The 25,634-nt window shown below is 75.0% G+C and carries 29 protein-coding genes; 13 read left to right on the forward strand and 16 right to left on the reverse strand.

What is annotated here, in order from left to right:
* Nucleotides 1-61 precede the first annotated feature (61 nt).
* Both ABD948_RS03065 and ABD948_RS03070 read left to right on the forward strand, forming a co-directional pair.
* Nucleotides 62-1,234, forward strand: coding sequence for a zinc-binding dehydrogenase (locus ABD948_RS03065; protein ID WP_345262580.1), 1,173 nt, complete (start codon nt 62-64; stop codon nt 1,232-1,234).
* A gap of 42 nt (nt 1,235-1,276) precedes the next feature.
* Nucleotides 1,277-2,095, forward strand: coding sequence for a crotonase/enoyl-CoA hydratase family protein (locus ABD948_RS03070; RefSeq protein ID WP_345262581.1), 819 nt, complete (start codon nt 1,277-1,279; stop codon nt 2,093-2,095).
* A gap of 251 nt (nt 2,096-2,346) precedes the next feature.
* On the opposite strand, the gene ABD948_RS03075 is transcribed toward ABD948_RS03070, so the two are convergent.
* Nucleotides 2,347-2,550: a hypothetical protein gene (locus ABD948_RS03075; protein WP_345262582.1), complete on the reverse strand. Its 204-nt coding sequence runs from the start codon at nt 2,548-2,550 to the stop codon at nt 2,347-2,349.
* Between the two features lie 235 nt (nt 2,551-2,785).
* Between ABD948_RS03075 and ABD948_RS03080 the strand changes: the two genes are divergently transcribed.
* Nucleotides 2,786-3,595, forward strand: a complete 810-nt coding sequence (locus tag ABD948_RS03080) for a sigma-70 family RNA polymerase sigma factor (protein WP_345262583.1) — start codon at nt 2,786-2,788, stop codon at nt 3,593-3,595.
* A gap of 171 nt (nt 3,596-3,766) precedes the next feature.
* Here the strand turns inward: ABD948_RS03080 and ABD948_RS03085 are convergent, their stop codons facing one another.
* Nucleotides 3,767-4,042 carry a hypothetical protein gene (locus tag ABD948_RS03085; protein WP_345262584.1) on the reverse strand — a complete coding sequence of 92 codons (276 nt, stop codon included), beginning with the start codon at nt 4,040-4,042 and terminating at the stop codon, nt 3,767-3,769.
* A gap of 90 nt (nt 4,043-4,132) precedes the next feature.
* Here ABD948_RS03085 and ABD948_RS03090 point away from each other — a divergent pair, with 90 nt between their 5' ends.
* Nucleotides 4,133-5,248, forward strand: a complete 1,116-nt coding sequence (locus ABD948_RS03090; protein WP_345262585.1) for a MerR family transcriptional regulator — start codon at nt 4,133-4,135, stop codon at nt 5,246-5,248.
* Between the two features lie 42 nt (nt 5,249-5,290).
* Here the strand turns inward: ABD948_RS03090 and ABD948_RS03095 are convergent, their stop codons facing one another.
* The 3 genes from ABD948_RS03095 to ABD948_RS03105 form a co-directional block, all read right to left on the reverse strand.
* Nucleotides 5,291-5,689 carry a sigma-70 family RNA polymerase sigma factor gene (locus ABD948_RS03095; protein WP_345262586.1) on the reverse strand — a complete coding sequence of 133 codons (399 nt, stop codon included), beginning with the start codon at nt 5,687-5,689 and terminating at the stop codon, nt 5,291-5,293.
* Nucleotides 5,690-5,910: 221 nt separating this feature from the next.
* Complete coding sequence (locus ABD948_RS03100) at nt 5,911-6,618, reverse strand: GAF and ANTAR domain-containing protein (RefSeq protein WP_345262587.1); 708 nt, start codon at nt 6,616-6,618, stop codon at nt 5,911-5,913.
* Nucleotides 6,619-6,734: 116 nt separating this feature from the next.
* The gene (locus tag ABD948_RS03105) at nt 6,735-8,159 is read right to left on the reverse strand and encodes an FAD-dependent oxidoreductase (protein WP_345262588.1); all 1,425 of its coding nucleotides are present in this window, start codon (nt 8,157-8,159) and stop codon (nt 6,735-6,737) included.
* A gap of 235 nt (nt 8,160-8,394) precedes the next feature.
* On the opposite strand from ABD948_RS03105, the gene ABD948_RS03110 reads away from it, so the two are divergent.
* Entirely contained in the window at nt 8,395-9,129 is a 735-nt protein-coding gene (locus ABD948_RS03110) for an HAD family hydrolase (protein WP_345262589.1), read from the forward strand.
* 119 nt (nt 9,130-9,248) lie between these two features.
* Nucleotides 9,249-10,016 carry a GAF and ANTAR domain-containing protein gene (locus ABD948_RS03115; RefSeq protein WP_345262590.1) on the forward strand — a complete coding sequence of 256 codons (768 nt, stop codon included), beginning with the start codon at nt 9,249-9,251 and terminating at the stop codon, nt 10,014-10,016.
* Here ABD948_RS03115 and ABD948_RS03120 read toward each other — a convergent pair.
* The 4 genes from ABD948_RS03120 to ABD948_RS03135 are packed head-to-tail and all read right to left on the reverse strand — an operon-like array spanning nt 9,950 to nt 14,128.
* On the reverse strand, nt 9,950-10,846 hold the full coding sequence (locus ABD948_RS03120; RefSeq protein WP_345262591.1) for a glycosyltransferase family 2 protein: 897 nt from the start codon (nt 10,844-10,846) through the stop codon (nt 9,950-9,952). The genes ABD948_RS03115 and ABD948_RS03120 overlap by 67 nt on opposite strands.
* Entirely contained in the window at nt 10,843-11,910 is a 1,068-nt protein-coding gene (locus ABD948_RS03125; RefSeq protein WP_345262592.1) for a glycosyltransferase, read from the reverse strand. The genes ABD948_RS03120 and ABD948_RS03125 overlap by 4 nt, the downstream gene beginning before the upstream one ends.
* Nucleotides 11,907-13,010: a glycosyltransferase family 4 protein gene (locus ABD948_RS03130; RefSeq protein ID WP_345262593.1), complete on the reverse strand. Its 1,104-nt coding sequence runs from the start codon at nt 13,008-13,010 to the stop codon at nt 11,907-11,909. The genes ABD948_RS03125 and ABD948_RS03130 overlap by 4 nt, the downstream gene beginning before the upstream one ends.
* A complete protein-coding gene (locus ABD948_RS03135) occupies nt 13,007-14,128 on the reverse strand; it encodes a glycosyltransferase family protein (protein WP_345262594.1) in 1,122 nt (373 codons plus the stop codon). The genes ABD948_RS03130 and ABD948_RS03135 overlap by 4 nt, the downstream gene beginning before the upstream one ends.
* A gap of 175 nt (nt 14,129-14,303) precedes the next feature.
* On the opposite strand from ABD948_RS03135, the gene ABD948_RS03140 reads away from it, so the two are divergent.
* Nucleotides 14,304-15,068 (forward strand): GAF and ANTAR domain-containing protein, encoded by a 765-nt coding sequence (locus tag ABD948_RS03140; protein ID WP_345262595.1) that lies wholly within the window; start codon nt 14,304-14,306, stop codon nt 15,066-15,068.
* Here ABD948_RS03140 and ABD948_RS03145 read toward each other — a convergent pair.
* The 6 genes from ABD948_RS03145 to ABD948_RS03170 all read right to left on the reverse strand — a co-directional run bounded on the left by ABD948_RS03145 (nt 15,051) and on the right by ABD948_RS03170 (nt 20,307).
* Nucleotides 15,051-15,989 (reverse strand): sigma-70 family RNA polymerase sigma factor, encoded by a 939-nt coding sequence (locus ABD948_RS03145; RefSeq protein ID WP_345262596.1) that lies wholly within the window; start codon nt 15,987-15,989, stop codon nt 15,051-15,053. The genes ABD948_RS03140 and ABD948_RS03145 overlap by 18 nt on opposite strands.
* 275 nt (nt 15,990-16,264) lie before the next feature.
* The gene (locus tag ABD948_RS03150; protein WP_345262597.1) at nt 16,265-17,461 is read right to left on the reverse strand and encodes an alcohol dehydrogenase catalytic domain-containing protein; all 1,197 of its coding nucleotides are present in this window, start codon (nt 17,459-17,461) and stop codon (nt 16,265-16,267) included.
* Nucleotides 17,458-18,567, reverse strand: coding sequence for a YihY/virulence factor BrkB family protein (locus ABD948_RS03155; protein WP_345262598.1), 1,110 nt, complete (start codon nt 18,565-18,567; stop codon nt 17,458-17,460). The genes ABD948_RS03150 and ABD948_RS03155 overlap by 4 nt, the downstream gene beginning before the upstream one ends.
* Nucleotides 18,564-19,169 carry a DUF3618 domain-containing protein gene (locus ABD948_RS03160; RefSeq protein WP_345262599.1) on the reverse strand — a complete coding sequence of 202 codons (606 nt, stop codon included), beginning with the start codon at nt 19,167-19,169 and terminating at the stop codon, nt 18,564-18,566. The genes ABD948_RS03155 and ABD948_RS03160 overlap by 4 nt, the downstream gene beginning before the upstream one ends.
* Nucleotides 19,166-19,588, reverse strand: a complete 423-nt coding sequence (locus ABD948_RS03165; RefSeq protein WP_345262600.1) for a phage holin family protein — start codon at nt 19,586-19,588, stop codon at nt 19,166-19,168. The genes ABD948_RS03160 and ABD948_RS03165 overlap by 4 nt, the downstream gene beginning before the upstream one ends.
* Nucleotides 19,585-20,307, reverse strand: coding sequence for a hypothetical protein (locus tag ABD948_RS03170; protein WP_345262601.1), 723 nt, complete (start codon nt 20,305-20,307; stop codon nt 19,585-19,587). The genes ABD948_RS03165 and ABD948_RS03170 overlap by 4 nt, the downstream gene beginning before the upstream one ends.
* A 126-nt stretch (nt 20,308-20,433) precedes the next feature.
* Here ABD948_RS03170 and ABD948_RS03175 point away from each other — a divergent pair, with 126 nt between their 5' ends.
* The 5 genes from ABD948_RS03175 to ABD948_RS03195 are packed head-to-tail and all read left to right on the forward strand — an operon-like array spanning nt 20,434 to nt 23,239.
* Nucleotides 20,434-21,144 carry a helix-turn-helix transcriptional regulator gene (locus tag ABD948_RS03175; protein ID WP_345262602.1) on the forward strand — a complete coding sequence of 237 codons (711 nt, stop codon included), beginning with the start codon at nt 20,434-20,436 and terminating at the stop codon, nt 21,142-21,144.
* 55 nt (nt 21,145-21,199) lie between these two features.
* Entirely contained in the window at nt 21,200-22,090 is an 891-nt protein-coding gene (locus ABD948_RS03180) for a hypothetical protein (RefSeq protein ID WP_345262603.1), read from the forward strand.
* Between the two features lie 35 nt (nt 22,091-22,125).
* The gene (locus ABD948_RS03185; RefSeq protein WP_345262604.1) at nt 22,126-22,293 is read left to right on the forward strand and encodes a hypothetical protein; all 168 of its coding nucleotides are present in this window, start codon (nt 22,126-22,128) and stop codon (nt 22,291-22,293) included.
* Entirely contained in the window at nt 22,290-22,448 is a 159-nt protein-coding gene (locus tag ABD948_RS03190) for an SDR family NAD(P)-dependent oxidoreductase (protein ID WP_345262605.1), read from the forward strand. Before ABD948_RS03185 ends, ABD948_RS03190 begins: the two co-directional genes overlap by 4 nt.
* The gene (locus ABD948_RS03195; RefSeq protein WP_345262606.1) at nt 22,445-23,239 is read left to right on the forward strand and encodes an SDR family NAD(P)-dependent oxidoreductase; all 795 of its coding nucleotides are present in this window, start codon (nt 22,445-22,447) and stop codon (nt 23,237-23,239) included. Before ABD948_RS03190 ends, ABD948_RS03195 begins: the two co-directional genes overlap by 4 nt.
* Nucleotides 23,240-23,648: 409 nt before the next feature.
* Here ABD948_RS03195 and ABD948_RS03200 read toward each other — a convergent pair whose 3' ends face one another.
* A complete protein-coding gene (locus ABD948_RS03200; RefSeq protein ID WP_345262607.1) occupies nt 23,649-25,160 on the reverse strand; it encodes a SulP family inorganic anion transporter in 1,512 nt (503 codons plus the stop codon).
* Between the two features lie 69 nt (nt 25,161-25,229).
* Here ABD948_RS03200 and ABD948_RS03205 point away from each other — a divergent pair, with 69 nt between their 5' ends.
* Nucleotides 25,230-25,613 carry a MerR family transcriptional regulator gene (locus tag ABD948_RS03205; protein ID WP_345262608.1) on the forward strand — a complete coding sequence of 128 codons (384 nt, stop codon included), beginning with the start codon at nt 25,230-25,232 and terminating at the stop codon, nt 25,611-25,613.
* Nucleotides 25,614-25,634 lie beyond the last annotated feature (21 nt).

The raw sequence follows: 25,634 nt of genomic DNA on the forward strand, positions 1-25,634 counted from the left end.
CGTGCCGGCGCGGCTGCAGCGTGTCGGCGCAACCGGGACACGCTCTCGGTAGGTTGCGGCCATGAGAGCCGTCGTCTGCCAGCACGCCGAGCTCGCGGTGCGCGACCTGCCCGAGCCCGTGCCGGCGCGCGGGCAGGTGCTGCTGCAGGTGGAGGCCTGCGGCATCTGCGGGTCCGACCTGCACGCCCGTCACCACGCGGCTGAGCTCGCGCAGGCGGCCGCCGCCACCGGCTACGACCACGTGATGCGGCCCGACGACGCCGTCGTGATGGGCCACGAGGTGTGCGCGACCGTGCTCGACCACGGCCCGCGCACCCCGGCGCGGGTCCGGTCCGGCACGCGGGTGGCGGTGTTCCCGCTGCTGCGCGCCGCGGGCGCCGTCCACACCACCGGGTTGAGCCCGATGGCGCCCGGGGGCTACGCCGAGCGGATGCTCGCCGAGCAGTCCATGGTGCTGCCCGTGCCCAACGGGCTGGCCGCGGACGCCGCGGCGCTGACCGAGCCGATGGCGGTCGCGCTGCACGCCGTGCGCCGCGGTGCCGTGGGGAGTCGTCAGGTGGCCTACGTGGTGGGCTGCGGTCCGATCGGCCTGGCCGTCGTGGCGATGCTCAAGGCCACCGGCGTGCGCACCGTGGTGGCCAGCGACCCCTCACCCGGGCGTCGCGCCCTGGCCGAGCGGATGGGCGCGGACCTCGTGGTCGACCCCGCCGCCGGGTCGCCCTTCGAGCCGCACGCCGACCGCCACCTCACCGCCGCCGGCCTCTTCGAGCTGGCCGTCGGCAGCATGGAGAAGCTGCGCGCCCTGCCGCTGCTGCCGTGGTGGCAGGTGATGCGCGCGGCGGAGGCCGCGGGTGCCACGCCGAGCGGGCCGGTGGTCTTCGAGTGCGTCGGCGTGCCCGGCATCCTCGACCACCTGATCGCGACGGCGCCGCTGGCCTCGCGGGTGGTCGTGGTGGGCGTGTGCATGGGCCAGGACGCGATCCGCCCCGCGATCGCGGTCAACAAGGAGATCGACCTGCGCTTCGTGCTGGGCTACACGCCGCGCGAGCTGCGCGACGCGCTGCACCTGCTGGCCCAGGGTGAGGTCGACCCCACGCCGCTGCTCACCGGCGAGGTCGGGCTCGACGGCGTCGCCGGCGCCTTCGACGCCCTGGCCGATCCCGGCGCGCTGGCCAAGGTCGTCGTGCGACCCGGCCTCGCCGGCACCGACCTGCACCTGCCCCCGACGCCCTGACCCGGCTCGATCAGACCCGACCCGACACCCCGGAGGACCCCCGTGAGCGACCACCCCAGCCAGGCGGACCACGACAGCCGGCCCCCGGACCACCGGGACGACGTGGTGCTCACCGAGGTGCGCGACGAGCACGTCCTGGTGATCACCCTGAACCGGCCGGCGGCCAAGAACGCCGTCACCAGCGCCGTCGCGGCGGGCGTGGCGGCCGCCCTGGACCGCCTCGACGGTGACGACGCGCTGCGCGTCGGCGTGCTCACCGGCGCGGGCGGCACGTTCTGCGCGGGCATGGACCTCAAGGGCTTCCTCGCCGGTGACGTGCCCTTCCTGGAGGGCCGGGGCTTCGGCGGGTTGGTCGAGGCACCGCCTCGCACCCCGCTGATCGCGGCGGTGGAGGGGTGGGCGCTGGCGGGCGGCCTGGAGATGGTGCTGGCCTGCGACCTGGTGGTGGCCGCGGAGACCGCCCGCTTCGGCGTCCCCGAGGTCCGGCGGGGCCTGGTCGCCGCGGCGGGGGCGGCGATGCTGCTCCCGCAGCGGATCCCGCGGACCCTGGCGCTGGAGATGCTGCTCACCGGCGAGCCGGTGGAGGCGCGGCGGGCCGCCGACCTGGGACTCGTCAACCGTCTCACCGGTGAGGGCGGTGCGCTCGAGGGCGCCCTCGCGCTGGCGCAGACCGTGGCGGCCAACGGCCCGCTGGCCGTGGCGGTGACCAAGCAGGTGGCGCTGGCGGCCCCGGACTGGCCTGCGCAGGTGGCGTGGCGTCGTCAGGCGGAGCTGGTGGACCCGGTCTTCGGCTCCGCGGACGCCGTCGAGGGTGCGACCGCGTTCGCCGAGAAGCGCCCGCCGCGCTGGCAGGGTCGCTGACCCGGTACCGCTCCCTCGACCGGCCGCGACCGGCCTCGATCCTCGATCAGCACCGCTGACCCCGCCGGCACCGCCGGCACCGCCGGCACCGGATGACGCGTCGAGCGCCCGTGGCGGTCCAGACCGGTCTGGACCGCCGACAGCTGCTCGCGCACCGTGGCGGAAGCCACCGCCCGCGCCCGCGCGCGAGGGCGAATCGCGTCGCGGGTGGTGGCTGCGGCGTCAGCCGGAGCGACCGGTCGGCGCCGGCCTCAGACGCGGTTGAAGCAGGCCGGGGAGCAGGTGCCGCCGCGCCGGTCGACCGGGACCCGGTTGCACCCGGCGCAGACCGGACCGGCGGCGAGGGAGGCCAGTCGCAGAGCGGCTCCGGCGCCCGCGCCGACCACCCACGTGAGCGCCGCGAGCTGCCGCAGCGGCCGGCGGGAGATGGGTGCGGGATCGACGGTCTGGCTCATCGTGGGAGCTCCAGGAGTCTCGGTCCGACCGCGGGTGGGGGTCAGGGGGATGGGAGCGGCCACCTCATGACACCGGGTCGTCCGGACGGGCCGTGGTCTGGCCGGTACCCCCGGAGCCGGGGGTCCAGCGCGGACCGTCCGAGAAAAGTTGATGTGGAGGGTTTGTAGAGGGTTCAATTAAGGTACAGGCAGTTGCCCGCACTCGTGGGCCCCAAGGTTGAGAGGCGGTAGGACGATGTCGGTCACCCCCATGCGTCGAGACGGCGGACCAGCCCGGGCTGGGCGACTGCCCCGCGCGGAGCGCTCCGAGCGCACCACCGAGCTGCTGGCCCGCGCGGCCGCCGCCCCCGTCGGCAGCGAGGAGCGTCGGCTCCTGCTCGAGGACGTCGTCACGGTCAACATGCAGGTCGCCGATGCCGTGGCCCAGCGCCACGCCCGCCGTGGTGTCCCGACCGAGGACCTGCAGCAGGTGGCCTACCTCGCCCTGGTGCGAGCCGTGCAGAACTTCGATCCCGCCATGGACCGCGACCTGCTCAGCTACGCGGTGCCCTGCATGGAGGGCGAGCTGCGCCGCTACTTCCGCGACCACGGCTGGACCGTGCGGCCCCCGCGCGACGTGCAGCGTGCCCACGCGCGCATCCTCGGTGCCGGGCACTCCACCGATCGGCTCGACGCCGCCGGGGTCGAGAAGCTCGCCGCCGACGTGGAGGAGTCGGTGGAGGTGGTGCGCGAGGCCCTCAGCGCGCGCGGCCTCATCTTCGTGGTCTCCCTCGACCAGCCGGTCGGCGCCGGCGAGCTGGGGATCAGCGAGCTGGTGGCGGACCCGAACGACGAGGACCAGCGTCGCAGCGAGATGCGGCTGATGCTGGCACCCGTGCTGCGTCAGCTCAGTGCCCGCGACCAGCAGGTGCTCACCTGGCGCTTCGTGGACGAGCTCACCCAGCGCGAGATCGGCGAGCGGCTCGGCTGCTCGCAGACCCAGGTCTCCAAGCTGCTGCAGAGCGTGCTGGCCCAGCTGCGCGGTGCGCTCGCGGACGCGGGCTGACCACGCGCTGACCGCGTCGCGTCCCGACCTGCGCCACGGCCGCCCTCACCGGGGCGGTCGTGGCGTTCGTGCGTGTGGGCGCGGCCCCGCAGCACTCGGGCCCGCAGACGCGAACGCCCCTCACCACCGTGGGTGGGAGGGGCGTGCGTGCTGCAGGCGCTGCCGGACCTGTCAGTACAGGTCGCTGTCGCGCGCGTCGTTGCGTCGCGCCGGCGCGGGGTCGCTCGCACGACCCGGCATGTCGACCTGCGCCGCGGAGGAGTGCATGCCGACGCGCTCCATCCACGACAGTCCCGGCGACCACGCCGACCGCATGGAGACGGTCCCGTCGGCCTCGAGGACCTTGAGAAGGACGACTGCGCCGACGACGAGCTCCCCGTCGACGACCTCGCGTTGGACGCCGAGGGAGTCAAGCAGCGGTCCCACGGGCTGGAATTCCTCACCCATGTGTGTCACCTCCTGCTCGGTTTCCGGTGTCTATGGAACCACACCTGTCCAGGGTTTGTATAACCTCGGTACCCACGAGGAGGAGGCCGCATGAGCGTGGGAGCAGCGGATCGGTGGCGCATCGGCGTCCTGGCGTCGCGGGTCGGCGTCAGCGAGACGGTGCTGCGCGCCTGGGAGACCCGCTACGGGCTGCTCCAGCCCGCCCGCACCGCCGCGGGCTATCGCCTCTACGGTCCCGAGGACGAGCGCCGGGCCCGGGCGATGGTCGAGGCGCGGGGGCGCGGCGTGCCGGCCGCGCAGGCGGCCGCCGAGGTGCTGGCGGCCGACCGTGCGCGGATGCCGGCCGACGTGCCCGAGCCGGGTCACCCGCGCCGCCTGCGTGCGGTCGCGCCCTCCGAGCGAGCCCCGGTCACCGACCCCGACCCGCAGCCGGCGGTGCCTGCGCCAGCACGCGACCGGGCGGTGGACGGCCCGCCCGAGCAGGTGTCCGACCAGGTGGCCGACGACGCGTCGGACCACGTGCCGGGTGGCGACCAGGCGGCCGCGAGTCCGCCCATGAGCGGGCTGCGGGCGCAGGCGCTGACGGCGGCGCAGGCGGTCGAGGACCTGCACACCGCGATGGTGGCCTACGACACCGCGAGCATGCACGCGGTGCTCGACCGGGTCTTCGCCACGGTCTCGGTGGAGAGCGCGATCCGCGAGGTGCTGTTCCCGTTCCTGCGCCGCGTGGGCGAGGGGTGGGAGAACGGCCACCTCGACGTCGCCGACGAGCACTTCGCCAGCGACGTCGTGCGCGGACGCCTGGGAGCGTTGAGCTTCGCCGCCGGCTCGGCCTCCGGGCCGCTGGCGCTGCTGGCCTGCACGCCCTACGAGTCCCACGACATCGCGCTCAAGGCGGTGGAGGTGGTGCTGCAGCGGGCCGGGTGGCGCACCCGGTTCCTGGGAGCGCACACGCCGCTGGAGTCGTTGAAGGTGGCAGCCGACATCATCGAGCCCGACGTCATCCTGCTCAGCGGCTCGCTGCCCGCGGCCTTCACCGGCCTCGGCTCGACCGTGGCCGAGCTGGTGGCCGCCTTCGACGTCTACCTCGCGGGTCGGGGCGCCGACGAGACGGTGGCCGAGCGGCTCGGTGCCACCTACCTGCCCGGGGACCCGGTCGACGCGGCCCTGCGGCTCTCCCGGGTGCGCAACGGCGCCTCGCCCTAGGCGCGGCTGCTGCTGCCGGTGACGACCAGGGCACCGGCCCGGTCAGGCCAGGCGCCGGATCCGCCAGCCCGGACGACGGGAGGGTCGGGTGGCCGACCCGGCGTCGTGCGAGGTCCGCAGCCGTCCCCGGGGTCCTCGACCCCGGTCCCCGGAGTCGGTGGCGTCGGTGGAGTCGGGGTCGGCGCCGTGCGCCTCGCCGGCGCTCCCGTGCACGAGCCCGAGCAGCCAGCCGTGGGGCGAGACCCCCCGGGTGCGCACGGGGGAGTGGTGCCACGCAGCGGTGTAGGCGCGCACGACCGCCTGCTCCGCGGCCGTGGGGTCACCGGCGACGGTGAGGGCCAGGCGGTAGGCCGAGGCGGACGTGGCGTCGTAGAAGTCCGCGAACGCGAGGCGGTCGCCCTCGGCGGCACGATGGAGCAGCACGTCCAGGTCCTCGTCCACGCCCGCCCGGTGCCCCGCGAGGGTGCTTTTCAGTGCGCGCACCCGACTTCTCGAGGTGTGAGCCACACGTCGTCGCGAATCTCACCCGTGAGGGTGTGGCGCGCGTCCTCGTGGGGTACCTGTCGGCGGTTGCCCTCCTCCCCGCCCCCCAGCGCCACGGAGGGCTTCCGCCTGTCCGGGCACGTCCACGGTCAGGTGCGGTCAGGTGCGGTCAGGTGCGGTCAGGTGGGCGGGGCGTAGGTGGGGTCCAGGTCGGCCACGATGTCGCGTGCCACCTCGGACACCTTCACGTTGCTCTCGCTGGAGTACTTCTGCAGCACGGCGAACGCCTGCGTCGCGGTCAGCTGGTGGCGCGTCATCAGCACGCCCTGGGCGAGGCCGATCAGGTGGCGGCTGGCCAGCGCGGTGTGCAGCCCGTCGGCCACCTGGGCGTGGTTCATCGCGATCGCCGCGTGGGTGGCGTACAGCTTGGCCAGCTCGAAGGTGTCGTCGTCCCAGGCGCCGGTGTCCTCGGAGTACAGCGTCATGGCGCCGATGGTCTGCTGGCGAGCCCCGATCAGGCGCACGCACATCAGCGAGCGGATGCCCGACTCCTGCGCGAGCTGGGTCCAGGCGGGCCAGTCGCCCTCGGCGAGGTCCTGCAGCACGAGCGTGCGGTTCTCGTCGATCGCGGTGAGGTTGGGGCCCTGCTGCAGCTCGTACTGCGCGGCGTCGACCCGCTCGGCCACCGTCGAGGAGGCCGCGAGCGTCTGCGGTCGACCGCGCCGCGCCCGGATCGAGATGGAGGCGTGGGCGCAGGGCTGCACCAGCTCGACGGCGAGATCGCAGATGCGGTCGGTCGTCAGCGTCGGATCGACCTTCTCGGCCAGCGCAGCGGCGGCCCGGGCGAGGGCGCGTGCGTGGGAGGGGGAAGGGGGAGTGTCGGCCATCGGTCCTGAGGGGGTCGTGCGAGAGACCCCGCTGCTCGAGGCTGAGGGAAGAATTGGTCGTGCGCACTGGAGTTGTCAAGACGGGGGAGCTGCCCGAGGGGCGTGTGGGCGACCACTCAGGCGGGGCGCGCCCCCGGAAGGCGGCGCAGATCACGCACGGCGGGGCCGTCGAGCACCGCGCCCGCGCGGTCGAACCGTGACCCGTGCAGCGGGCAGTCCCAGGACTCCTCGGCGTCGTTCCAGCGCACCACGCCGCCCAGGTGGGGGCACACCCGGCCCCGGCCGGCGGCCCACGGGCGGATCCACCCGCGGGCCATCTCGAACCCGACGGCGGCGTTGTCGTGCACCAGCTGCGGAGCGGCCCGCAGCTCACGCAGGCGCCAGGGGTGCAGCGTCTCCGCCCACGACGGTGCGTCGCCGGCCAGCCGGCCCGCGAGCGCCATGGCCGCGGCGGGTCCGTTGGTCATGCCCCACTTGGCGAAGCCGCCCATCACCCAGATCCGGTCGGCCCCGGGCAGGACGGGCCCGGCGAAGGGCAGCTGGCGGGCGGGCTCGTAGTCCTGCGCGGACCAGGCGGCCAGCTCCTCGGCGTCCGGGAACCACTCGGCCGTCCACGCGCGCAGCTCGTCGAGCCGGACGGCGTGCTCGCGCACACGGCCCGTGGGGTGCCCCGCACCGCCCACCAGCAGCACGGGTCCCTCGGCGCGGTCCGGTACGTCGCGCAGCGAGCGGGAGGGCTGGTCGGCCGCGAGGTACATGCCGGCGACGGCGGGCAGCGGCGTGCGGAAGGCGACGGAGTAGGAGCGCTGGGCAGTCTGGCGGCCGAAGAAGGCGCCACGGTCGAGGATCGGGGTCCCCGTGGCGACGACGACCAGGTCGGCGTCGACCTCCCCGGCGCTGCTGACGACCCGGACGGGGTCCTGGCCCGCGACCCGGGTGACGCGCACCCCCTCCACCACCCGGACCCCGAGGGCACGCGCCTCGCGCACCATCGCCGTCACGAGGGCCGCGGGGTCGACCTGCGCCTGGTCCTGGAGTCGGACGGCGCCGGTGATCGGGAAGGGCAGGTCGTCGTCGCGCTCGATCCAGTCCACTGCGAGCCCCGCGCTGCGGGCCACCTCCAGCTCGCGCCGTACCGTCCGGGCGCCCGCGCTCGAGGTGGCGTAGGTGACGGCGGCGCGACGCTGCACCGGGACCTCGAGGCGCTCGCACAGCTCCAGCAGCCAGCGCTGGGCGGCCTGGTTGGCCTCGACGTAGGAGGAGACGACGTCGGCGGGGTGCTGGCGGGCGATCGAGGAGAGCCGGGTGCCCTGCAGGACGCTGAGCTTGGCGGTGCTGCGACCGGTCGTGCCCGAGCCGGCACGGCGTGCCTCGAGCACCGTCACCGAGCGGCCGGTCGCAGCCACCTGCAGGGCTGCGGCCAGACCGGTGATGCCGGCACCCACGACGACGACGTCGCTGGTGCCGGGCAGGTCCACCGGGTCGTCGCCGGTGGCGGCGGCCGGGTGGCCGTGCGCCCCCCACAGCGCCTGGCGGGTCACCGGGGGCCCGCCGTCGGGTCGGGCGAGGGCTGCGTCTGGCGCACGGGGTCTCCTACGGGGTGGGTGGGAGCCGCCGGTAACCCCCGCCGCGCACCGCATGCGGGCCGGTCGGCGGTGCTCCCGCGCGCACCCGACCGTGGGGTGCCACGGTGTGTGCGGGGCCGTCACGGGTACTGACGGCGATGCCTGCCACCACGCTGCCCGGGACCTCCACCGACCGGAGCGGGGTGCGGGCATGACCACCCTGCGTGCGGTGGTGCTCGACGTCGACGGCACCCTGCTGGACTCCGTCTACCACCACACGGTGGCCTGGACCCGTGCCCTGGCGGACACGCCGCTGCAGGTGCCGGCATGGCGCGTGCACCGTGCGATCGGGATGGGCGGGGACAAGCTGGTCGAGCACGTGGCCGGCGCCCGTGCCGAGCAGGAGTGGGGTCCGGAGCTGCGCGAGCGCTGGGAGCAGGAGTACGACCGGCTGCTCGAGGAGCCCCGGCTGCTGGAGGGAGCGCGCGAGCTGCTCGTGCACCTGCGGGCCTCCGGCCTGCTGGTGGGCCTGGCCAGCTCCGGCATCCCGCGCCACGCCGCGCGGGCCATGGAGCTGCTGGACGCCGACGAGCTGGCCGACGCGGTGCTCACCAGCGAGGACGCGGAGGGGTCCAAGCCCGACCCCGACCTCGTGACCCAGGCGCTCGAGGAGCTCGGCACCGGTGCCGCGGCCATGGTCGGCGACGCCGTCTGGGACGTGCGGGCCGGCACGGCCGCCGGCATCCCCACCCTGGCGGTGTGCAGCGGCGGCTACGGCCGTGACGAGCTGCTCGGCGCCGGCGCCGTCCAGGTCTTCGAGAGCCTGCCGCACCTCAGTGCCGGGCTCACCTCGGCCGTCAGCGCCTGCGAGCACTGGCTCGAGGGCTCGCGGCGGCCGACCTCCGCCGACCCACGACCGCGCAGGAGCCCCGGCTCCGAGCTGTGAGCCGGCAGTGGTCACCCGCCCACCCGTCGCGGTAGCGCGCGACGGGGTGTGGAGAGCCCCGACCGATTCTGGGAGTGTGGCGTGCAGCCGCAGCGCACCACCCGACGCAGGAGGACTCCATGCACCTGCACGACGCCATCGCGGCGCTGGCCCGCTCCGCGACCGCCCTCTCGGGCACGCCGGGGGAGGTGGCCTCCCCGCAGCGGGTCTGCGAGGTGGCCGTGGAGCTGATCGAGGACTGCGACGACGCCTCGGTGACCGTGCGCGGTCGCGGAGGTCGCGCCGAGACGCTGGCCGCCACCTCGACGCTGGCCGAGCAGCTGGACCTGCTGCAGTACTCCTCGAAGCAGGGGCCGTGCCTGGAGGCGGCGACCGAGGCCGGTCTGCTGCGCAGTCGCGACCTGCACCAGGAGAGTCGCTGGCCCCGGTGGACTCCGGCGGCCGCGCGCCAGGGGGTCGGCTCGTTGGTGTGCGTGCAGCTGCTGGCCGGCAACGACCTGCATGGTGCCGTCAACCTCTACGGCCGCCGGGAGGGGGGCTTCGACGACGAGGCCATGGACCTGGCCATGCTCTACACCACCCACGCCACCTTGGCCCTCAACGCCGCGCGGGTGACCTCCGGGCTCGCCACGGCGATGCACACCCGCCACCACATCGGCGTCGCCCAGGGCATCTTGATGGCGCGGCACGGGCTGGACCTGCAGCAGGCGTTCGCGGTGCTGCAGCGCTACTCCAGCGAGCAGAACATCAAGCTGGCGAGGGTGGCCGAGCAGGTGATCGACGACGTCGTCGCCGACCCGGGCGGCATGGCCGCCGGGGCTCAGCCCGGCAGCACCGAGCCGGGGTCCGCCGGCGCCGAGGCGGGGGCGGACCCGACCTCGGTGTGAGCCGGCGTCCGACCCCAGCCGCCGTCGTCGGTGCGGTGCACCAGGCCCAGCCCGGCGAGCTGCTCCAGCCACCCGCCCATCGGCGTCCAGCCCCACCGGGAGCGGAAGAGCGCGGCGTTGCGCACGATGTCGTCGACGTGCTCGACCGGCGGCCGCGAGACCGGGTGCCACTGGTGGTACGCGCGGGCGTCGCCCAGCCAGCCGTGCTGGAGACCCACGGCCACCACCTGCTGACCCAGGTCGGTGTCCTCGCCGCCGTAGCCCACGTAGGACTCGCAGAACCCGCCCGTGCGCTCCCAGGCCGCCGCGGAGCAGGCGAAGGAGAGCGACCAGAACAGCTCGGGGCTCGCGCCGAGCAGACGCTCGCCGGCGGCCGGCGCGGGTCGGGCCGGGTGGGGCGCGTCCAGGGCCGCGAGAGCGTCGAGGAGGTAGCCGCCCGCGGGCGGCGGGTCGAGGTAGGTGACCGGCCCGGACCACACGACCTCGGGCGCCTCCTGGACCGCCCGGCGGTAGCCCGGCACGAGACCCGGCCCGGCCAGGCAGTCGACGTCGAGGAACACCAGCACCTCGGCGCCCCGCGCCAGCGCCAGCGCGGCACCGGCGTTCCGCGCCGCGGCGACCGGCAGTCCCAGCGGGTGGCCGTCCACCGCGCTGACGACCGTGCCGGCGCCGGACCCGCGGGCCAGCTCGCCGGCCAGCTCGGGGTCGTCCACGGGCACGACCACGTGCTCGGCGTCGGGCCCCAGCTGGCCGGCCAGCGAGGCGCGCTGGGCGCGCAGGTGCTCGCGTCGCCCGCGCACGGGCGTCACGACGGCGACCCGCGCCGTCACCGGCTGGGCTCCACCGCGCGCGCGTGCGACGGCGATCGTGCCGGTGCCGTGGGAGGGCCGGCGACCCGTTGCACCACCGTCGCCAGCCGCTCGGCGCCCCCGTCGTCGTTCCAGGCGTGCCAGGCCGCGCCGTCGAGCGCCGCGGCGCTCGCGAGCAGCTGCGACCACCCCTGCTCGGGCCAGCGCTCGCGCACGAGCACCGGCAGACCCCCGTGCCGCACCAGTGCGGCGCCGGTGGTGCGCTGCTCGGCGAAGGGGCGGTCCCGGGGCAGCACCACGGCCGGACGGCGGGCCGCCGCCACCTCGGCGAGCGCGTTCTGGCCGGCGTGGGTCACCACGACGTCGGTGTCGCGCAGCAGCGGCCAGGGGTCGCCCACCCACCCGCCGAGCCCGCGACCCAGCAGCTGCCACTCCCAGCCGGGTGCGTCGGCCACCGCCGCCTGCACCTGGGCCGGCGTGGGGCCGGCGTCACCGGTGCCGGCGAGCAGCACGGCGCGCGGCGGCCCGGGGCGCCGCTCCCGGGGGGAGGTCGGGGCCGCCGTCGCGTAGCGGGCGACGGCGCCGACGGCGTCCACGCGGTCGCGCACGTGCCGCGGCGTCGTCGGCAGCAGGTGCTCGGTCCACCCCGGCGGCCAGGCGCCGACGACGGCGTCGGCGACCTCGAGCGCGAGCCGGTGCGCCTCGTCCTCGCGCCGGCCGGGAGGGACCACGGAGACGGTCGGGGTGCCGTGCAACCGGGCCAGCAGCGCGACCTCCACCGAGGTGTCCACCACGAGCACCCGCGGCGCCTCGCGGGCGATCCAGGCGGAGACCTGTGCCTGCCGACGGGCGAGCCCTGCGTCTCGGCGCGGCACCCAGTGCAGCCGACCGTGGGCGGTGGGGTCCTCGGGCGGTCCGCCCTCGTCGTCGCGCGCCAGCTGCAGCCAGCCGCCCGGCCAGGCCACCGGCCGCGGCAGCGAGGAGAGCCCGGTGACCGGCTCGCCGCGGGCGGCCAGCTCGAGTGCGACACGTCCGGCCCGGTGCAGGTGGCCGTGACCCTGGTGGTGCACGTACCAGCCGATCACGCGGCGACCCCCTGCAGGCAGGCGCCGCGGTAGAGGCGCTCGTAGTCGTCGACCATCCGGGTCAGGCTGGTGCGCTCGTGGGCGGCGGCGCGCACCCCGGCCCGGTCCAGCTCGCGCGCCTCGAGCAGCGCCCGGGCCAGGTCGGCGGGGTCGCCGGGCCGGGCGAGCCGGCCGGAGCGGTCGTCGAGCACCTCGGGCAGCGCGCCGCGCGCGTAGGCCGCCACGGGGGTGCCGCAGGCCATCGCCTCGGCCGCCACCAGGCCGTACGGCTCGTCCCAGGCGGGGGTCACCAGCGCCACGGTGGCCCGGCCCAGCAGGCCCGCCAGCTCCTGCTGGTCGAGGTGGCCCAGGTGCCGCACCGAGCCGCCGAGCCGCGGCACCACCATCCGGCGGTGGTAGTCCTCGTCCATCACGGGGCCGGCGAGCACCAGCGGCACCCCGGCCAGACGGGCGGCGTCGATGGCCTCGTGCGGGGCCTTCTCGGGGGTGATGCGCCCCGACCACACCGCCGGCCCGCCGCCGTCGCCGGCCGGCCACCGCGTGAGGTCGACGCCGTTGTGCACCACCTCGCAGTGCACGGTGGAGGCCCACGCCTGCGCGGTGTGCTCGGAGACCGCCACGAAGCGGGAGCGGCCGCCGTCGAGCTCGATGGCCGAGCGCAGCCACCACAGCGGAGGGGTGTGCAGGGTGGTGATCACCGGCAGGTCGCCCAGCGCCGGCGCCATCGCGACCGGCAGGTGGTGCAGGGAGTTGTTGTGCACGACGTCGAAGCGCCGGCTGCCGTGGGCGGCCAGGTCGAGCATGAGTGCCAGGTAGGCGTGGTGCTCCAGCATCTCGACGCCGGGAGGCGCGTCGGTGTCGAGGCGCGCCGTGCGCGGCTGCGCGGGGCCGACCACGGGCAGCTCGCGCACGTCCAGCGCCGGGTCCGAGCCCGGCGCGGCGAACAGCGAGACCTCGTGCCCGCGCCGCACGAGCTCGGCAGCCAGGTGGAAGGTCATCGCCTCCAGGCCACCGGCGAAGGGCTCGCACACCGGGTAGCGGGCGTGCGCCACCAGGCACACGCGCAGCGGTCGGGCCGTCACGGCCGGCACGGGGCTCACGCGCCCTCCCGCACGGCCCGGTACACCTGGGTATGCCGGGCCGCCAGCTCGCGCCGCTGCTGCAGCCGCTCGTCCAGCGAGGCGCCGAGGCGAGGACGGTCGCGGTGGGCGGTCTCGACGGCGGCACGCAGCGAGGCGGCGTCGAGGTGGTGCTCGTCGGCGGTGTAGGCCAGCACCGGCCCCTGGTCGGTGAAGTAGCCGCAGGTGGGCGCCGCGACGGTCGTCCCGAGGTCGCGGCACGCCTCGAGCCAGCCGGAGTGGGTGCCGAAGCGGTAGGGGAGCACCGCGAGGTCGAGCCCGGCGAGGTAGCGCCAGAGCTGCTCGTCGGTGAAGTAGTCGTGCACGTGCAGCTGCAGCAGTCCGGCGCGCTCCTCCTCGCGCAGCCAGGCGGTGAGCGCCGCGTCGTGCCGGGGGCCGGTCGCGCCCATGACGTCGTGGTGCACGTCGACGCGCAGCACGGCGTGCGGCAGCGAGGCCACCGTCTCCACCAGCACCGGGAGCACCCGCCAGGGGTCCATCGAGGCGCGCAGGCTCTTGAGGTGGACGCCGACCGTGAACGGGCGGTCGTCCTCCTCGCGGGCGGCCGGCTTCTGCTCGCGGGCGGCCAGCGTGGCCAGCGGCACCACGTGCGGGTGGGGCACCACGACCGGCTGCACGCCCCAGCGCCGCTCGATCTCGGCGGCCGCGCCCGTCGTCAGGGTCAGCAGGGCGTCGGCGGCCGGCACCAGCACGTCGAGCTGGCGGTCGTGCGCGGAGCGGTCGGCGTGGTGCGGGTTGCGCAGGTCGTGCACGGTGAACACCAGCGGCAGGCCGCGGCGGCGCAGCGCCGCCACCCAGCGCTCCAGGTGGGCGGGGTCGACGGCGTCGAAGCCGAAGTGCAGGTGCACCAGGTCGACGTCGGCGCCTGCCACCCAGTCCAGGTCCAGCACCCGCGGAGGCCACCAGGCCCCCGTCGCCGCGGCCGTCCCGGCCGAGCTGCCGCGCGGGGCCGGGTCCGGCAGCCGGCGGACGACGTCGCCCCGGTCGTCGGCGAGGTGGCGCACGTAGACGTGACCCGTGGGCACCGAGGCGACGAGCAGGGTGGAGGCAGGAGCCGGCGGGCGTTGGGTCACGGTCACGTGGCGCTGGTACCCGGGCCCCCGGGGAGCAGCCTCACCCCAGCGGGTGGGGCCCGAGCGCGCGACGGGCTCGGCTATCCTCCTGCTCGGCCTGAGGAGAGGGCTGGACCACGGTCCTGGCACACCCTCTTTCGGCGTCCGGGACCTCCCTCTGGCTCGATGGAGACGCCCCCCGATGTCCGACCTGGACCTGGCCCTGGTCACCGCGCTCGTGCACGCCGCACGTCGGCTGGCAGCCACCCGCTCACTGGAGGAGGCCGGCGAGGAGGTCGTGCGCGCCGCCACCTCCGCCGTGCCCGGCTTCGTGTCGGCGGCCCTCGTCGTGGGAGATGCCGACGGCGCGAGCGCCGTCGTCGCCGCCAGCGACGAGACGGCGCGTGCGCTCGCGACCTACCAGCTGCACCTGGAGCAGGGGCCGCTCGCGCTCGCGCTCGACCAGGCCCGCACGGTCCAGACGGCGGACACGCGCCGCGACCCGCGCTGGCCGCGGCTGGCCCGCTCCCTGGTCGTCCGGGCCACCGCCCCGGTCGCCGCGCAGCTCTGCACGCCGCTGGTCGTGGGCGGACGCGTGCTCGGCGCGCTCGACCTGAGCGCCCCGGTGACCGGCCTCCCGGCGGAGCCGTGGGTGCGCGCCGCGGAGCTGCACGCGACCCAGGCGGCCATGGTGCTCGAGCGCCTGCAGGTGGAGGCCCAGCTGGCCTCGGCCGTCGACAGCCGCACCGTGATCGGCCAGGCCGTCGGCCTGCTGATGGAGCGGCTGCGCGTCGGTCGCGACGAAGCGGTGGAGCTGCTCAAGCAGCACTCGTCCATCTCCAACACGCGGGTGCGGACGCTGGCCGACGAGCTGGTGGCCGAGGCCGACGAGCTCTACGGCGCCTCCCCTCGTGCGGGGGACGCCGCCGTGCCGGCCTCGCCGTCGGCCCTACCCCGCCTGCGGTAGCTCCGACGGCTCCTGGTCCTCGACCGCGGGAATCGCCGCGGCCTGGCCGCTGCTCGTGCCGGTCCCGTCGAGCTGGTCGCGCAACCGGTCCATGATCCGCCCGAGCAGGCGGGAGACCTGCATCTGGGTGACGCCCAGCTCCTGACCGATCTCGCGCTGGGTGAGGTCCTCGACGAACCGCAGCTCCAGGATGCGCTGGTCGCGCGCGGGCAGACGACGCACCAGGGGCTGCAGCGCCACCCGGGCCTCGACCGCGGCGGCGGCGTCGCCCTGCGGCTCGTCGGGCAGGAAGTCGCCCATGCTGGAGAACGAGTCGGCCGCGACGGGCTGGTCGAGCGAGGTGGGCTGGAAGCACCCGAAGGCCTCCACGGCCTCCTGGTAGTCGGCGTCGTCGACGTCGAGTGCCTCCTGGACCTCACGGTCGGTGGGCTCGCGACCGAGCTGCTGCTCGAGCTGCTCGATGGCCACGGTGAGCTTGCGCTGCAGCTCCTGCACGCGCCGCGGCGGACGCACCGTCCACCCGCAGTCGCGGAAGTGGCGCAGCAGCTCGCCGCGCATGGTGGGCACCGCGTAGGTGAGCAGGTCGTTGCCGGTGCTGGTGTCGAAACGGCGCACCGCCTTGATCAGCGCCTCGCAGGCGACCTGCTCGAGGTCCTCCTTGGAGATGCCGCGGCCCAGGTAGCGCGAGGCCACCGAGCGGGCGACGCCGCGGTTGAGCACGACGACCTCGTCGAGGATGCGGCGGAGCTCCTCCCCGTGGGCGTGGGTGCTGCGCTCGAGCAGGATGCGGGTGCGGTCGGAGCGCTGCTGGCGGGTGACGCCGGCGTCGCCGTCGCGGCGGGCCCGTGGGGCCGCGGGGGCAGGGGAGCCCGGTGCGGTGGGTGCGTGCGTCGTGATGGTGGTGGACGTAGGAAGAGTCATGGCGCTGACCTCCGAGCGATCGCCAAGATGTGGGATCCGCCGTGGTCTCCAGCGAACAGTGCGCGGCCGACGGCCGCGGTGCCCCGCTGAGGGGCATGTCTTCGACCGTCCTCGCTTTGGCGGTGGGTGTCAAGGCGCGAGCCGCGGGTGCCCCGGCACGGGTCTGCGACCCCCACCCCCAGGGGTGACTGTGGGCGTCACGCACGACGCCACCGCCACCCCGTGGGGGGTGGCGGTGGCGCGGGGCTCGTGCGGGTGAGCCGGGGTGTGCGGGGTCAGCGAGAGGCGGTACCCGGCGTGAAGACCGCCTTGACCATGCCCTGCTCCTTGTCGCGGAACTGGCGGTAGGCCTCGGGGGCGTCCTCGAGGGGCAGGTGGTGGGTGGCGAAGGCGTCGACTCCGAGCACGTCCTCCTCGGTGTCGAGCAGCGCGAGGATGTCGTCGCTCCAGCGGCGCACGTTGGCCTGGCCCATCCGCACCTGCAGCTGCTTGTCGAACATCTGCAGCATCGGCATGGGGTCTGCGGCTCCGCCGTACACGCCGGAGATGGAGACCGTGCCGCCGCGACGCACGGAGTCCAGTGCCACGTAGAGCGCGTCCATGCGGTCGACGCCCATGGTGGAGAGCACCCAGCCCTGCAGTCGCTTGGGCAGTAGGCGCAGCGACTTCTGCGCCATCTCGGCCGCGGGGGAACCGTGGGCCTCCATGCCCACGGCGTCGATGACGGCGTCGGTGCCGCGGCCCTCGGTGAGCCGGCGCACCTGCTCGGGCACGTCGTCGGTCTGTCGGGCGTCGATGATCTCGGCGCCGCGGGCAGCGACGCGCTCGAGCCGCTCGGGCACCCGGTCGACGACGATCACCCGCACTCCGCGGTGCAGCGCGATGCGCGCCGCCATGTCGCCGATGGGGCCGGCGCCGACGACGAGCAGGCTGTCGCCGGCCTGCACACCGGCGTACTCGACGCCCTGCCAGGCGGTGGGCAGGACGTCGGAGAGGAACAGGAACCGGTCGTCCGGCGGGCCGTGCGGCACCTGGATCGGCAGGTGGTCGCCGAACGGCACCCGCATCAGCTCCGCCTGGCCGCCCGGCACCTGGCCGTAGAGCTTGCTGTACCCGAAGAGCCCGGCGCCGGTGCCCTGGTCGCGGTTCTGGGTGGTCTCGCACTGGCTCTGCAGACCACGCGTGCACATCCAGCACGTGCCGCAGCTGACGTTGAAGGGCACCACCACGCGGTCACCGGCGGTCAGGGTGGTGACGGCGCTGCCGACCTCGCGCACCACGCCCATGGGCTCGTGACCCACCACGTCGCCGGGGGTCATGAACGGCGTCAGCGGGTCGTAGAGGTGCAGGTCCGAGCCGCACAGGCCGGTGGAGGTGATCTCCACCAGCACGTCCGTGGGGTCCTGGAGCGTCGGGTCGGGAACCTCCCGCACCTGCATGTCGTTGCGTGCCTGCCAGGTCACTGCCTTCATCGGGATTCTCCTTCGTCGTCGATCTCGGATCGTGCGTCGTCGGTCGAGGTGGTCGAGGTGCTGCGCGCGGCACGGCGCCGGATGGCGCGGCCCTCCGCGCGCTGGTCGGCCTCGCGGGCCCGGAGCTTGCGGATCCCGCGGTCGTCGCGGGGCGGCAGCTGCAGCTGCTCCTCGGCGGGGAGCCCGGACTGCAGTTCCCGGCCCCGCTCCAGCTCGGAGTCCAGCTCGGCACCCAGCAGCAAGGCCACGTTGGTGATCCACAGCCACAGCAGGAAGGCGATGACGCCACCGAGCGCGCCGTAGGTCTGGTCGTAGGAGGAGAAGTTGGCGACGTAGAGGCCGAAGCCGGCCGAGGCCACGGCCCAGACCACGAGCGCGAGCACTGCCCCCACGCTGATCCAGCGGAACGCGGGCTGCCGGATGTTCGGCGTCAGGTAGTAGAGCAGCGCGATGACGAGCACCACGATGCCCAGCAGCACCGGCCACTTGGCGATGTTCCACGCGAGCACGGCGCCGTCGCCGAGGCCGAGCTGGCCGCCGATGGCCGAAGCCACCGGCCCGGAGACCACGAGCAGCAGCAGCGTGAGCGCCACCAGCAGCACCAGGCCTGCGGTGAGGGCCAGCATGGCGGGGCGCAGCTTCCAGACCGGTCGCCCCTCGCGGATCTCGTAGATGCGGTTCATCGCCCGGGAGAAGGCGTTGACGTACCCGCTGGCCGACCACAGGGCGCCGGCCAGGCCGAGCACGAACGCCCAGCCGGCCGCGCCGCTGCTGCTCACGGCGAGCAGCGGCTCGCGCACCCCCTCGGCGACCGAGCCGGCGCCGACGTCGTCGAGCACCTCCAGCAGGGTCTCGACCGAGCTGGTGCCCTGGCCCACGAGGCCGAGCAGCGAGGTGAGCGCGATGACGGCCGGGAAGAGCGCCAGCACCGCGTAGTAGGTGAGGGCGGCAGCGAGGTCAGTGCACTGGTCGTCGAGGAACTCGTGCACCGTGGTGCGGGCCACCAGCCGCCACGAGCGACGGTCGAGCTCGCTCGGGGAGTCCGGTGCGTCGGACGCCCCGGACTCGCCGGCCGAGCCCTCCGCGACGTGGGCGCCGGTGCTCACGTCGAGGTGCCCGGTGCGGCCTCCTGCGCCTGGTCGCGCACGGTGCCGACGGCGTCACCCGCCTCGGAGCGCAGACGCTGACCGGCCTCGGCGCCCGTCGAGGCCACCTCCTGCGCGGCGCCGGTCGCCTGGACACGCAGCTGGTCGCCGAGCTCGCCGGCAGCCTGCTTGGCCTCGTCGAGCACCGGCTGCCCCTGCTGCTGGACGGCGTCGAGGACGGCTGCGCCGGCCTTCGCCTCGCGGTGCGTCGCCGGCAGCAGCGAGGCGGCCAGCAGCCCGGCGCCGAAGGCGACGAGCCCGGCGGCGATGGGTGACCCCTGCACCTGCTGGTGGGCGCGGTCGACGCCGGTGCCGGCGGCCTCGCGCGCCCCCTGGGCGGCCCGACCGGCGGCCTCACCGGGTGCGGGGACGGCGTCGGCGGTGCGCGACGCGGAGCCCATGACCTTCTCGCGGGCGCCGCCGAGGCGCTCCTTCGCCGCGCGGGTGCGCCGGCCGACGACGGCCGAGGGGCTCACCTTCTCCTGCAGGGCCTGCAGGTCGGTGCGCAGCTCGGCGCGCCGGCGGGCGGCCTGCTCGGACAGTTCCTCGGGGCTCTGGCTCATCGTGCGTTCTCCTTCAGGGATTGCAGGGACTGCTGGGTACGGGGGAGCTGCGGGTTGCTGCTCTGGAGCTCGCGTCGTCCGAGCAGCGCGAGCGCCGCGGCGACGGCCGCCCAGAGGGCGGTGACGATCAGCGCTGCTGCCCACAGCGGCAGCGCCAGGTCGAGCAGCGCGATCACGACGACCGACAGCAGGGCCAGGACCAGGTGGCCGGCCACGGCCGCACCACCGAGCATCCCGGCGCCCTTGCCGGCGCGCCCCGCCTCCTGCTTGAGCTCGGCCTTGGCCAGGTCGAGCTCGGTGCGGAAGAGGTCGGTCAGGTCCTCGGCCACGGCGCCGAGCACGTCGGACAGGCTGCGCTCCTCGGGCGGCGGTGTCGTGGCCGCGTCTCCGGTGGCGCCGGGGAGGTGCTGCTGGCTCACCGGAGACCACCGCCCGGCAGCGGCTCGCCCGGCGTCGGGGTCGCCGTGGAGGGGGTGATGGGCGCCTGCGTCGGGAGCGAGGGCGGCGGCATCGTGGGCGCACCGTGCGGCGCGTCGTAGGCCGGAGGCAGCGCGGCGCCGGGCCCGGGCACCGGCGCCACGGCCGCCGTGTCGGTGCCTGTGGCGGTGGGCTGCGCGCCCGTGGTGCCGGTCGGACCGGTCGCACCGCCGTCGTTGGTGGCGGCGTCGACGCCCTCGGCCACCCCGCGGGTCAGCCGGCCGACGACGACCCCGGCGGCCAACGCCCCCAGCAGGAAGGTGCCGGGTCGGTCGCGGGCGAAGGAGCGCACGTCACCGAGGAGCTGCCCCGGCTCGCGCGACTCCAGGTAGGAGCCGACCGTGCGGGAGTGGTGGGCGACCTCGCCGGCCACGCGACCCGCGAGCCCGTCGGACTGCTGGGACATCTGGTCGAGGTCCTGACCGACCGTGTGCAGGGTCTCGGCGAGACGGTCACGCTGTGCGCGGGTCTGGTCCTCGAGCGTGGCGGCCACCTGGGAGTGCGCCTCACGGGCGACGCCGCGTGCCTGGTCGGCGGCCTCCTGGGCGACCTGGCCGGCCTGCTGGCCGGCCGAGGAGGCGAGGTGCTTGCCCTCCTCGGCGGCGGTGGCCGCGGTCTCCCGTGCTGCGGTGGTCGTGCTGTCGTCGTGCTGTTGGCTCATCGGTTCCTCCTGGAACGTGTGGGGCCCGTCAGTGCCCGCGGGACCGCCGTCCATGCATCACCGGCACGTGGGAGTCCGCCCAGCGAGAAGGGGGGATGGACCTGCCGGAAGTGGCTACTGGCGCGCGTGCTCGAGACCCTGCCGTCGTTGCCCGGCCCACCCGCGCCGGCGCCGGTCCGGGTGTGGCCCCCGACGGCTGGCGCTCCGGGCAGCGAAACCCTGAGCGACGTCGACGGGGTGGTGGCGGGACCCGCCCGCGTGGTGCTCGTGGGTCTGTGCGACCTCGCCAGCCACGGTCTGGAAGCAGTGCTCTCGCAACACCCGCTCACGGCGGTCCTGCTCGACGCCGAAGCCGGCGAGGTGATCGACGTGGACCTGGTCCTGCACGCCGGGGGCCGGTCGAGGAGCCTCGACCCGTGGCGCTCCCACCAGTCTCGACCGCGCCTCGTGCTCTGCGGGTGGGGGCCCGCCTACGGTGCTTCCCCGGGAGGCGGTCACCGGCTCGACCTCTCCCTCCCCGTTTCTGACCTGGTGGCCCGCCTGGTGGCCCTGCGCTCCTGTCTTCCCACCGACGAGCCCGTCGCCGACCAGCAGGAGTCGGTAGGACCGGGCTCGGACGGCGTCGGACTGGTCGGGCAAGCCGGCCTCGGACCGCGCGAGGCGCAGGTCCTCGAGCTCATCGGCCAGGGACTCAGCAACGCCGAGATCACTGCTCGGCTGCACGTCAGCATCAACACCGTGAAGACCTACATCCGCACCGGATACCACAAGATCGGGGTGTCCAGCCGCACCCAGGCTGCCCTCTGGGTGGTCGCGGCACGCGCCACGACCCCGTGACAGCGGGCGTGCTGGCGACGGCGCGCGGACGACGCCCGATCGGGTACTGACGTCGATGGAACCCGACTCCGGCACCGGCGACGACGCACCTCCGCGGATCCTCCCCTCGCCGAGCGGCGCGGGACTCGCCGGACTGGTCGACCGAGCCGCCCTCGCGGTGGGGCTGGCCTTGGCCGCGGTCGTGCGCGTGGTGGCGGTCGTCCGCGCGTCCCCGCGCCCCCTGCACCCGCGCGGAGAGCTGCGGCTCGCCCGGGTCGAGCGACTGGGGCAGTACGGACCCCGGCCGGGGTGGGGGGTGTCCTGGCTGGACGAGCCCGGCGAGGAAGCGGCACTGGTCCGCCTCTCGCGCAGCATCGGCCTGCCTCGGCTCCTGCCCGACGTCGCCGGCCTGGCGCTGCGGGTCTGGCCGGGAGACGGGGACGACCCCGGCGACCTCCTGTTCTCCAGCACCGGGCAGGGGCCGGTCTCGCGGTACCTGCTGCGGCCCACCCGCCACGACGACGCGCCCATGACGACCCTGATGCCCTTCAGGACGGTGCGCGGCCCGCTGGTGCTGGGCGCACGCCGGACGGGTCCCGACGAGCTGGTGGTCGTCGCGGCCGCCGGCCTGGCCGGCGCCTGGCGGCCGGTCGCGAGGATTGTCCTGGGGGATCCTCTGGCCGAGGAGTCCGTCGACTTCGACCCCGTGCTCAACCGGGTCCCCGGGCTGGGGGCCTACCCGTGGGCCGTCCGGTTGCGTCGTCCGGCCTACGCGGTGGCGCGGGCCGGTCGGGGTGGGGACGTTGACCGACCTCGTGACGTGGGCCCGGGCCGCCACCCGGAGGTGGTGGGTCCGCCACGGTCCGTGACCCCGGACGACGAGCCGGCCGACCAGGCCGGCGAGGACTCGTCCCCCGGCAGCGATCCGCCGTCCAGCTGGGCGGGTCCCGACCTCGGCCCGCGCTGACGGAGGACTCCGGTGAGGGCAGGGTACTGGCGGCGATGACACTCCACGACCGGGCACCCACCCACCACCGCGCCGGCCCTGCCGCGGACGTCGTGTCCCTCGAGGACGCCGACGACGGGCTGCGCCTCGGCCCGGGCCCGCTCGGTCTCGGAGCCCAGGGATGCTCCGACGTTCGCGGCCACGAGCTGCCCGGCACCGCGTGAGCGGGCAGGTCGTCGTCGTCACCGGCGCCTCGAGCGGGATCGGCCGTGCCGTGGCGCGCCTGAGCGCCTCGTCCGGACACCACGTGGTGCTGGTCGCCCGTGACGCCGGCGCGCTCGCTGCTGCCGCGGCGCAGTGCCGGGGCGCTGCTCGGTGACCACGCTCAGCGCCGACGTCGGCGACGACGGACAGGTGCGTGCGATGGTGCGGGAGGTGGTGTCGACGCACGGCCGCCTCGACGTCGTCGTCAGTGCCGCGGGAGTGGTGGCGTACGGCCGCACCGAGGAGGTGCCGGTCGAGGTGTTCGACGGGGTCCTCCGCACGAACCTGCTGGGTTCCGCCAACCTCGCACGCCACGTCGTCCCGCAGCTGCGGGCCCAGCGCTCCGGCACGCTGCTGCTCGTGGGCTCGGTCATCGGGCACGTCGCCGTCCCGACCATGTCGGCCTACGTGGTCAGCAAGTGGGGCGTGCGTGCCCTGGCCCGCCAGCTGCGCATCGAGAACCGTGACCTGCCCGGCGTCCGGGTGCTCTACGTCGCGCCCGGTGGCGTCGACACACCGATCTACGACCAGGCGGCCAACTACGCCGGGCTGGCCGGGCGGCCGCCCCCGCCGGCCGTGAGCGCCGCGCGCACCGCGCGACAGGTGCTGCGGCGTGTCGAGGGCGCCCGTGCCCCGGAGCAGCTGAGCCTGCTCAACCACGGCCTGGTGGCGGCCTTCCAGTGGCTGCCCCGCCTCTACGACGCCCTGGTGGGAGCGGTCTTCCCGCTGGGCGCCACCGACCTGCGCCGACCCGTGCCCCCCGGGCCCGGCAACGTGCTCACCCCACGGCCCGAGGTCGACGCCGAGGACGGCCACCACGGCAGCAGCGTCCTGGGGGTCCTCGGCAACCTGGTGGCGTCGCGACGAGGTCCCCGACGCGACCGTGGTGGCGACGCGGGCGGATGAGGCTGGCGGAGCACGTCGGTGACGCACCGGGACACGCTCCGGGGCGCCGACTGCAGGTGGTCCACACCACAGGACGCGGTGCGTGACGCGGGTGCCCCGTCCAGCGTTGGGGTAGTGGCGCAGGCGAGACGTGCGCAGCCTCCGGGACAGGGAGGCTGTCGGGCTCGTCAGGGGTTGCGCGCTGGCTTCGAGGACGAGCGACAAACGGGGGTGGGCCGTGATCTTCGGCCGGATGAGTGACGAGACGATGCAGGTGGCCCGGCAGCACCGGGCCCTGGTGGTGACGCATGCCGCGGACGAGGACCGGGGCGCCGCGACACAGCGGTGCACGCCCGAGCACCCGGCAGCGACGACGAGGCGGACCGGCAGCTCGTAGGTGCCCGGGGTCCGGGGTCCGCCCCGGCCGACGTCAGTGCGTCGGGAGCCGTCCGGTCAGGCGCTCGTGCCGCTCGGCACTCGCGTCGTCCAGACCGATCATCTCGACGGTCTTGCCCAGTCGCTCGTGCTTGGTGGTGATGGCGTCCAACGCGGCGACCGTGGAGGCGTCCCAGATGTGGGAGTCGGTGAGGTCGACGACGACGCCCGCCGGGTCCGCGGTGTACGCGAACTGCGTGTAGAGGTCGTTGCTCGAGGCGAAGAACAGCTCGCCGGTCACGTGGTAGACCGCGGTGGGCGCGCCGAGCCGGTCGGTCACGACCTCGCGCCGCACGTGGGTGAGGTGGGCGACGCGACGGGCGAAGAGCGTCATGGCCACGAGCACGCCGACCACGACGCCGATGGCGAGGTTGTGGGTGGCCACGGTGACGGCCACGGTCGCCACCATCACGGTGGTCTCGGACTTCGGCATGCGTCGCAGCGTCGAGGGCTGCACGGAGTGCCAGTCGAAGGTGCCGACCGAGACCATGACCATCACCGCGACCAGCGCCGCCATCGGGATGATGGAGACCAGGTCGCCGAGCCCGACCACGAGGACGAGCAGGAAGACGCCGGCGAGGAACGTGGAGATCCGCGTGCGGGCCCGGGAGACCTTCACGTTGATCATCGTCTGGCCGATCATCGCGCAGCCGCCCATGCCACCGAAGAAGCCGGTGATGACGTTCGCGGCCCCCTGGCCCCAGGACTCGCGGGTCTTGTCGGAGCGCGTGTCGGTGATGTCGTCGACCAGCTTGGCCGTCATCAGCGACTCCAGCAGGCCCACCACCGCCGTCGCGACGGCGTAGGGCGCGATGATCTGCAGGGTCTCGAGGTCCAGGGGCACGTCGGGCAGCAGCAGCGCGGGCAGGCTGTCGGGCAGCTCGCCCTCGTCGCCGACGTCGGGCACGCTGATCGCGGCCAGGACGGTGAAGCCGGTCAGCGCCACGATCGTCACGAGGGGCGCGGGCACCACGGTGGTCACGCGGGGGAGCCCGACCATCACCGCGATGCCGACGGCGACCATGGCGTACACGGCCCACGGCACGTCGACCAGGTAGGGCACCTGGGCCAGGAAGATCAGGATCGCGAGCGCGTTGACGAAGCCCACCATCACCGAGCGCGGAATGAAGCGCATCAGCCGGCCGAAGCCGCCCAGGCCGAGCGCCACCTGCAGCAGCCCACCGAGGATCACGGTGGCGATCAGGTAGTCCAGGCCGTGCTCGCGCATCACCGGGGCGATCACCAGGGCGATCGCGCCGGTGGCGGCTGAGATCATGGCCGGGCGACCGCCCAGGAAGGCGATCGAGACGGCCATGGTGAACGAGGCGAACAGCCCGACCTGCGGGTCCACACCCGCGATGATCGAGAAGGAGATGGCCTCGGGGATGAGGGCGAGGGCGACGACGAGACCCGCGAGCACCTCGGTGCGCAGTGCCGTCGGGTTGCGCAGGGTCGCGCGCACCGAGTGGTCCGGTGCCGGCGTGGGTGCGGGATCGGGCGAGGACATGCGCGCAACCCTAACCTCACGTAAGGGTAGAGTTGCAATCCACCGTCGCGCCGGGGGGAGTCACGCCGCATGACCGACTTCATGCACATCGGCGAGGTCGCCGCCCGCACCGAGCTCTCCCTGCGCTCCCTGCGCCACTGGGAGGAGGTCGGGCTGCTCGTGCCCAGCGGCCGCAGCGAGGGCGGCTTCCGCCTCTACACCGAGGAGGACGTGCAGCGGATCCTGCTGGTGCGCCGGATGAAGCCCCTCGGGTTCAGCCTCGAGGCGATGAAGGAGGCGCTCGTCGACCTCGAGACGCTGCGCGACGGCGACGCCTCGGCCACCGCGGTGGCCACGGCCACGGAGCGGATCGCGGGGGTGCGGGCGGAGGCGCTCGAGCGACGGGCGGCGCTGGTGCGCCAGCTCGAGATGGCCGACGAGTTCATCGAGATCCTGGGCCGCGAGACCCCGTAGACGCCTCCACGGGCTGGTGGG

This window comes from Nocardioides nanhaiensis (genome assembly GCF_039542785.1).
Taxonomy (GTDB): Bacteria; Actinomycetota; Actinomycetes; order Propionibacteriales; family Nocardioidaceae; genus Nocardioides; species Nocardioides nanhaiensis.

What these genes read in the sequence shown, in the direction of transcription:
- ABD948_RS03065 (WP_345262580.1), top strand. Translation starts at nt 62, where the DNA reads ATGAGAGCCGTCGTCTGCCAGCACGCCGAGCTCGCGGTGCGCGACCTG.
- ABD948_RS03075 (WP_345262582.1), bottom strand. Translation starts at nt 2,550, where the DNA reads ATGAGCCAGACCGTCGATCCCGCACCCATCTCCCGCCGGCCGCTGCGG.
- ABD948_RS03080 (WP_345262583.1), top strand. Translation starts at nt 2,786, where the DNA reads ATGTCGGTCACCCCCATGCGTCGAGACGGCGGACCAGCCCGGGCTGGG.
- ABD948_RS03085 (WP_345262584.1), bottom strand. Translation starts at nt 4,042, where the DNA reads ATGGGTGAGGAATTCCAGCCCGTGGGACCGCTGCTTGACTCCCTCGGC.
- ABD948_RS03090 (WP_345262585.1), top strand. Translation starts at nt 4,133, where the DNA reads ATGAGCGTGGGAGCAGCGGATCGGTGGCGCATCGGCGTCCTGGCGTCG.
- ABD948_RS03100 (WP_345262587.1), bottom strand. Translation starts at nt 6,618, where the DNA reads ATGGCCGACACTCCCCCTTCCCCCTCCCACGCACGCGCCCTCGCCCGG.
- ABD948_RS03110 (WP_345262589.1), top strand. Translation starts at nt 8,395, where the DNA reads ATGACCACCCTGCGTGCGGTGGTGCTCGACGTCGACGGCACCCTGCTG.
- ABD948_RS03115 (WP_345262590.1), top strand. Translation starts at nt 9,249, where the DNA reads ATGCACCTGCACGACGCCATCGCGGCGCTGGCCCGCTCCGCGACCGCC.
- ABD948_RS03140 (WP_345262595.1), top strand. Translation starts at nt 14,304, where the DNA reads ATGTCCGACCTGGACCTGGCCCTGGTCACCGCGCTCGTGCACGCCGCA.
- ABD948_RS03145 (WP_345262596.1), bottom strand. Translation starts at nt 15,989, where the DNA reads ATGACTCTTCCTACGTCCACCACCATCACGACGCACGCACCCACCGCA.
- ABD948_RS03150 (WP_345262597.1), bottom strand. Translation starts at nt 17,461, where the DNA reads ATGAAGGCAGTGACCTGGCAGGCACGCAACGACATGCAGGTGCGGGAG.
- ABD948_RS03160 (WP_345262599.1), bottom strand. Translation starts at nt 19,169, where the DNA reads ATGAGCCAGAGCCCCGAGGAACTGTCCGAGCAGGCCGCCCGCCGGCGC.
- ABD948_RS03170 (WP_345262601.1), bottom strand. Translation starts at nt 20,307, where the DNA reads ATGAGCCAACAGCACGACGACAGCACGACCACCGCAGCACGGGAGACC.
- ABD948_RS03180 (WP_345262603.1), top strand. Translation starts at nt 21,200, where the DNA reads ATGGAACCCGACTCCGGCACCGGCGACGACGCACCTCCGCGGATCCTC.
- ABD948_RS03185 (WP_345262604.1), top strand. Translation starts at nt 22,126, where the DNA reads ATGACACTCCACGACCGGGCACCCACCCACCACCGCGCCGGCCCTGCC.
- ABD948_RS03200 (WP_345262607.1), bottom strand. Translation starts at nt 25,160, where the DNA reads ATGTCCTCGCCCGATCCCGCACCCACGCCGGCACCGGACCACTCGGTG.
- ABD948_RS03205 (WP_345262608.1), top strand. Translation starts at nt 25,230, where the DNA reads ATGACCGACTTCATGCACATCGGCGAGGTCGCCGCCCGCACCGAGCTC.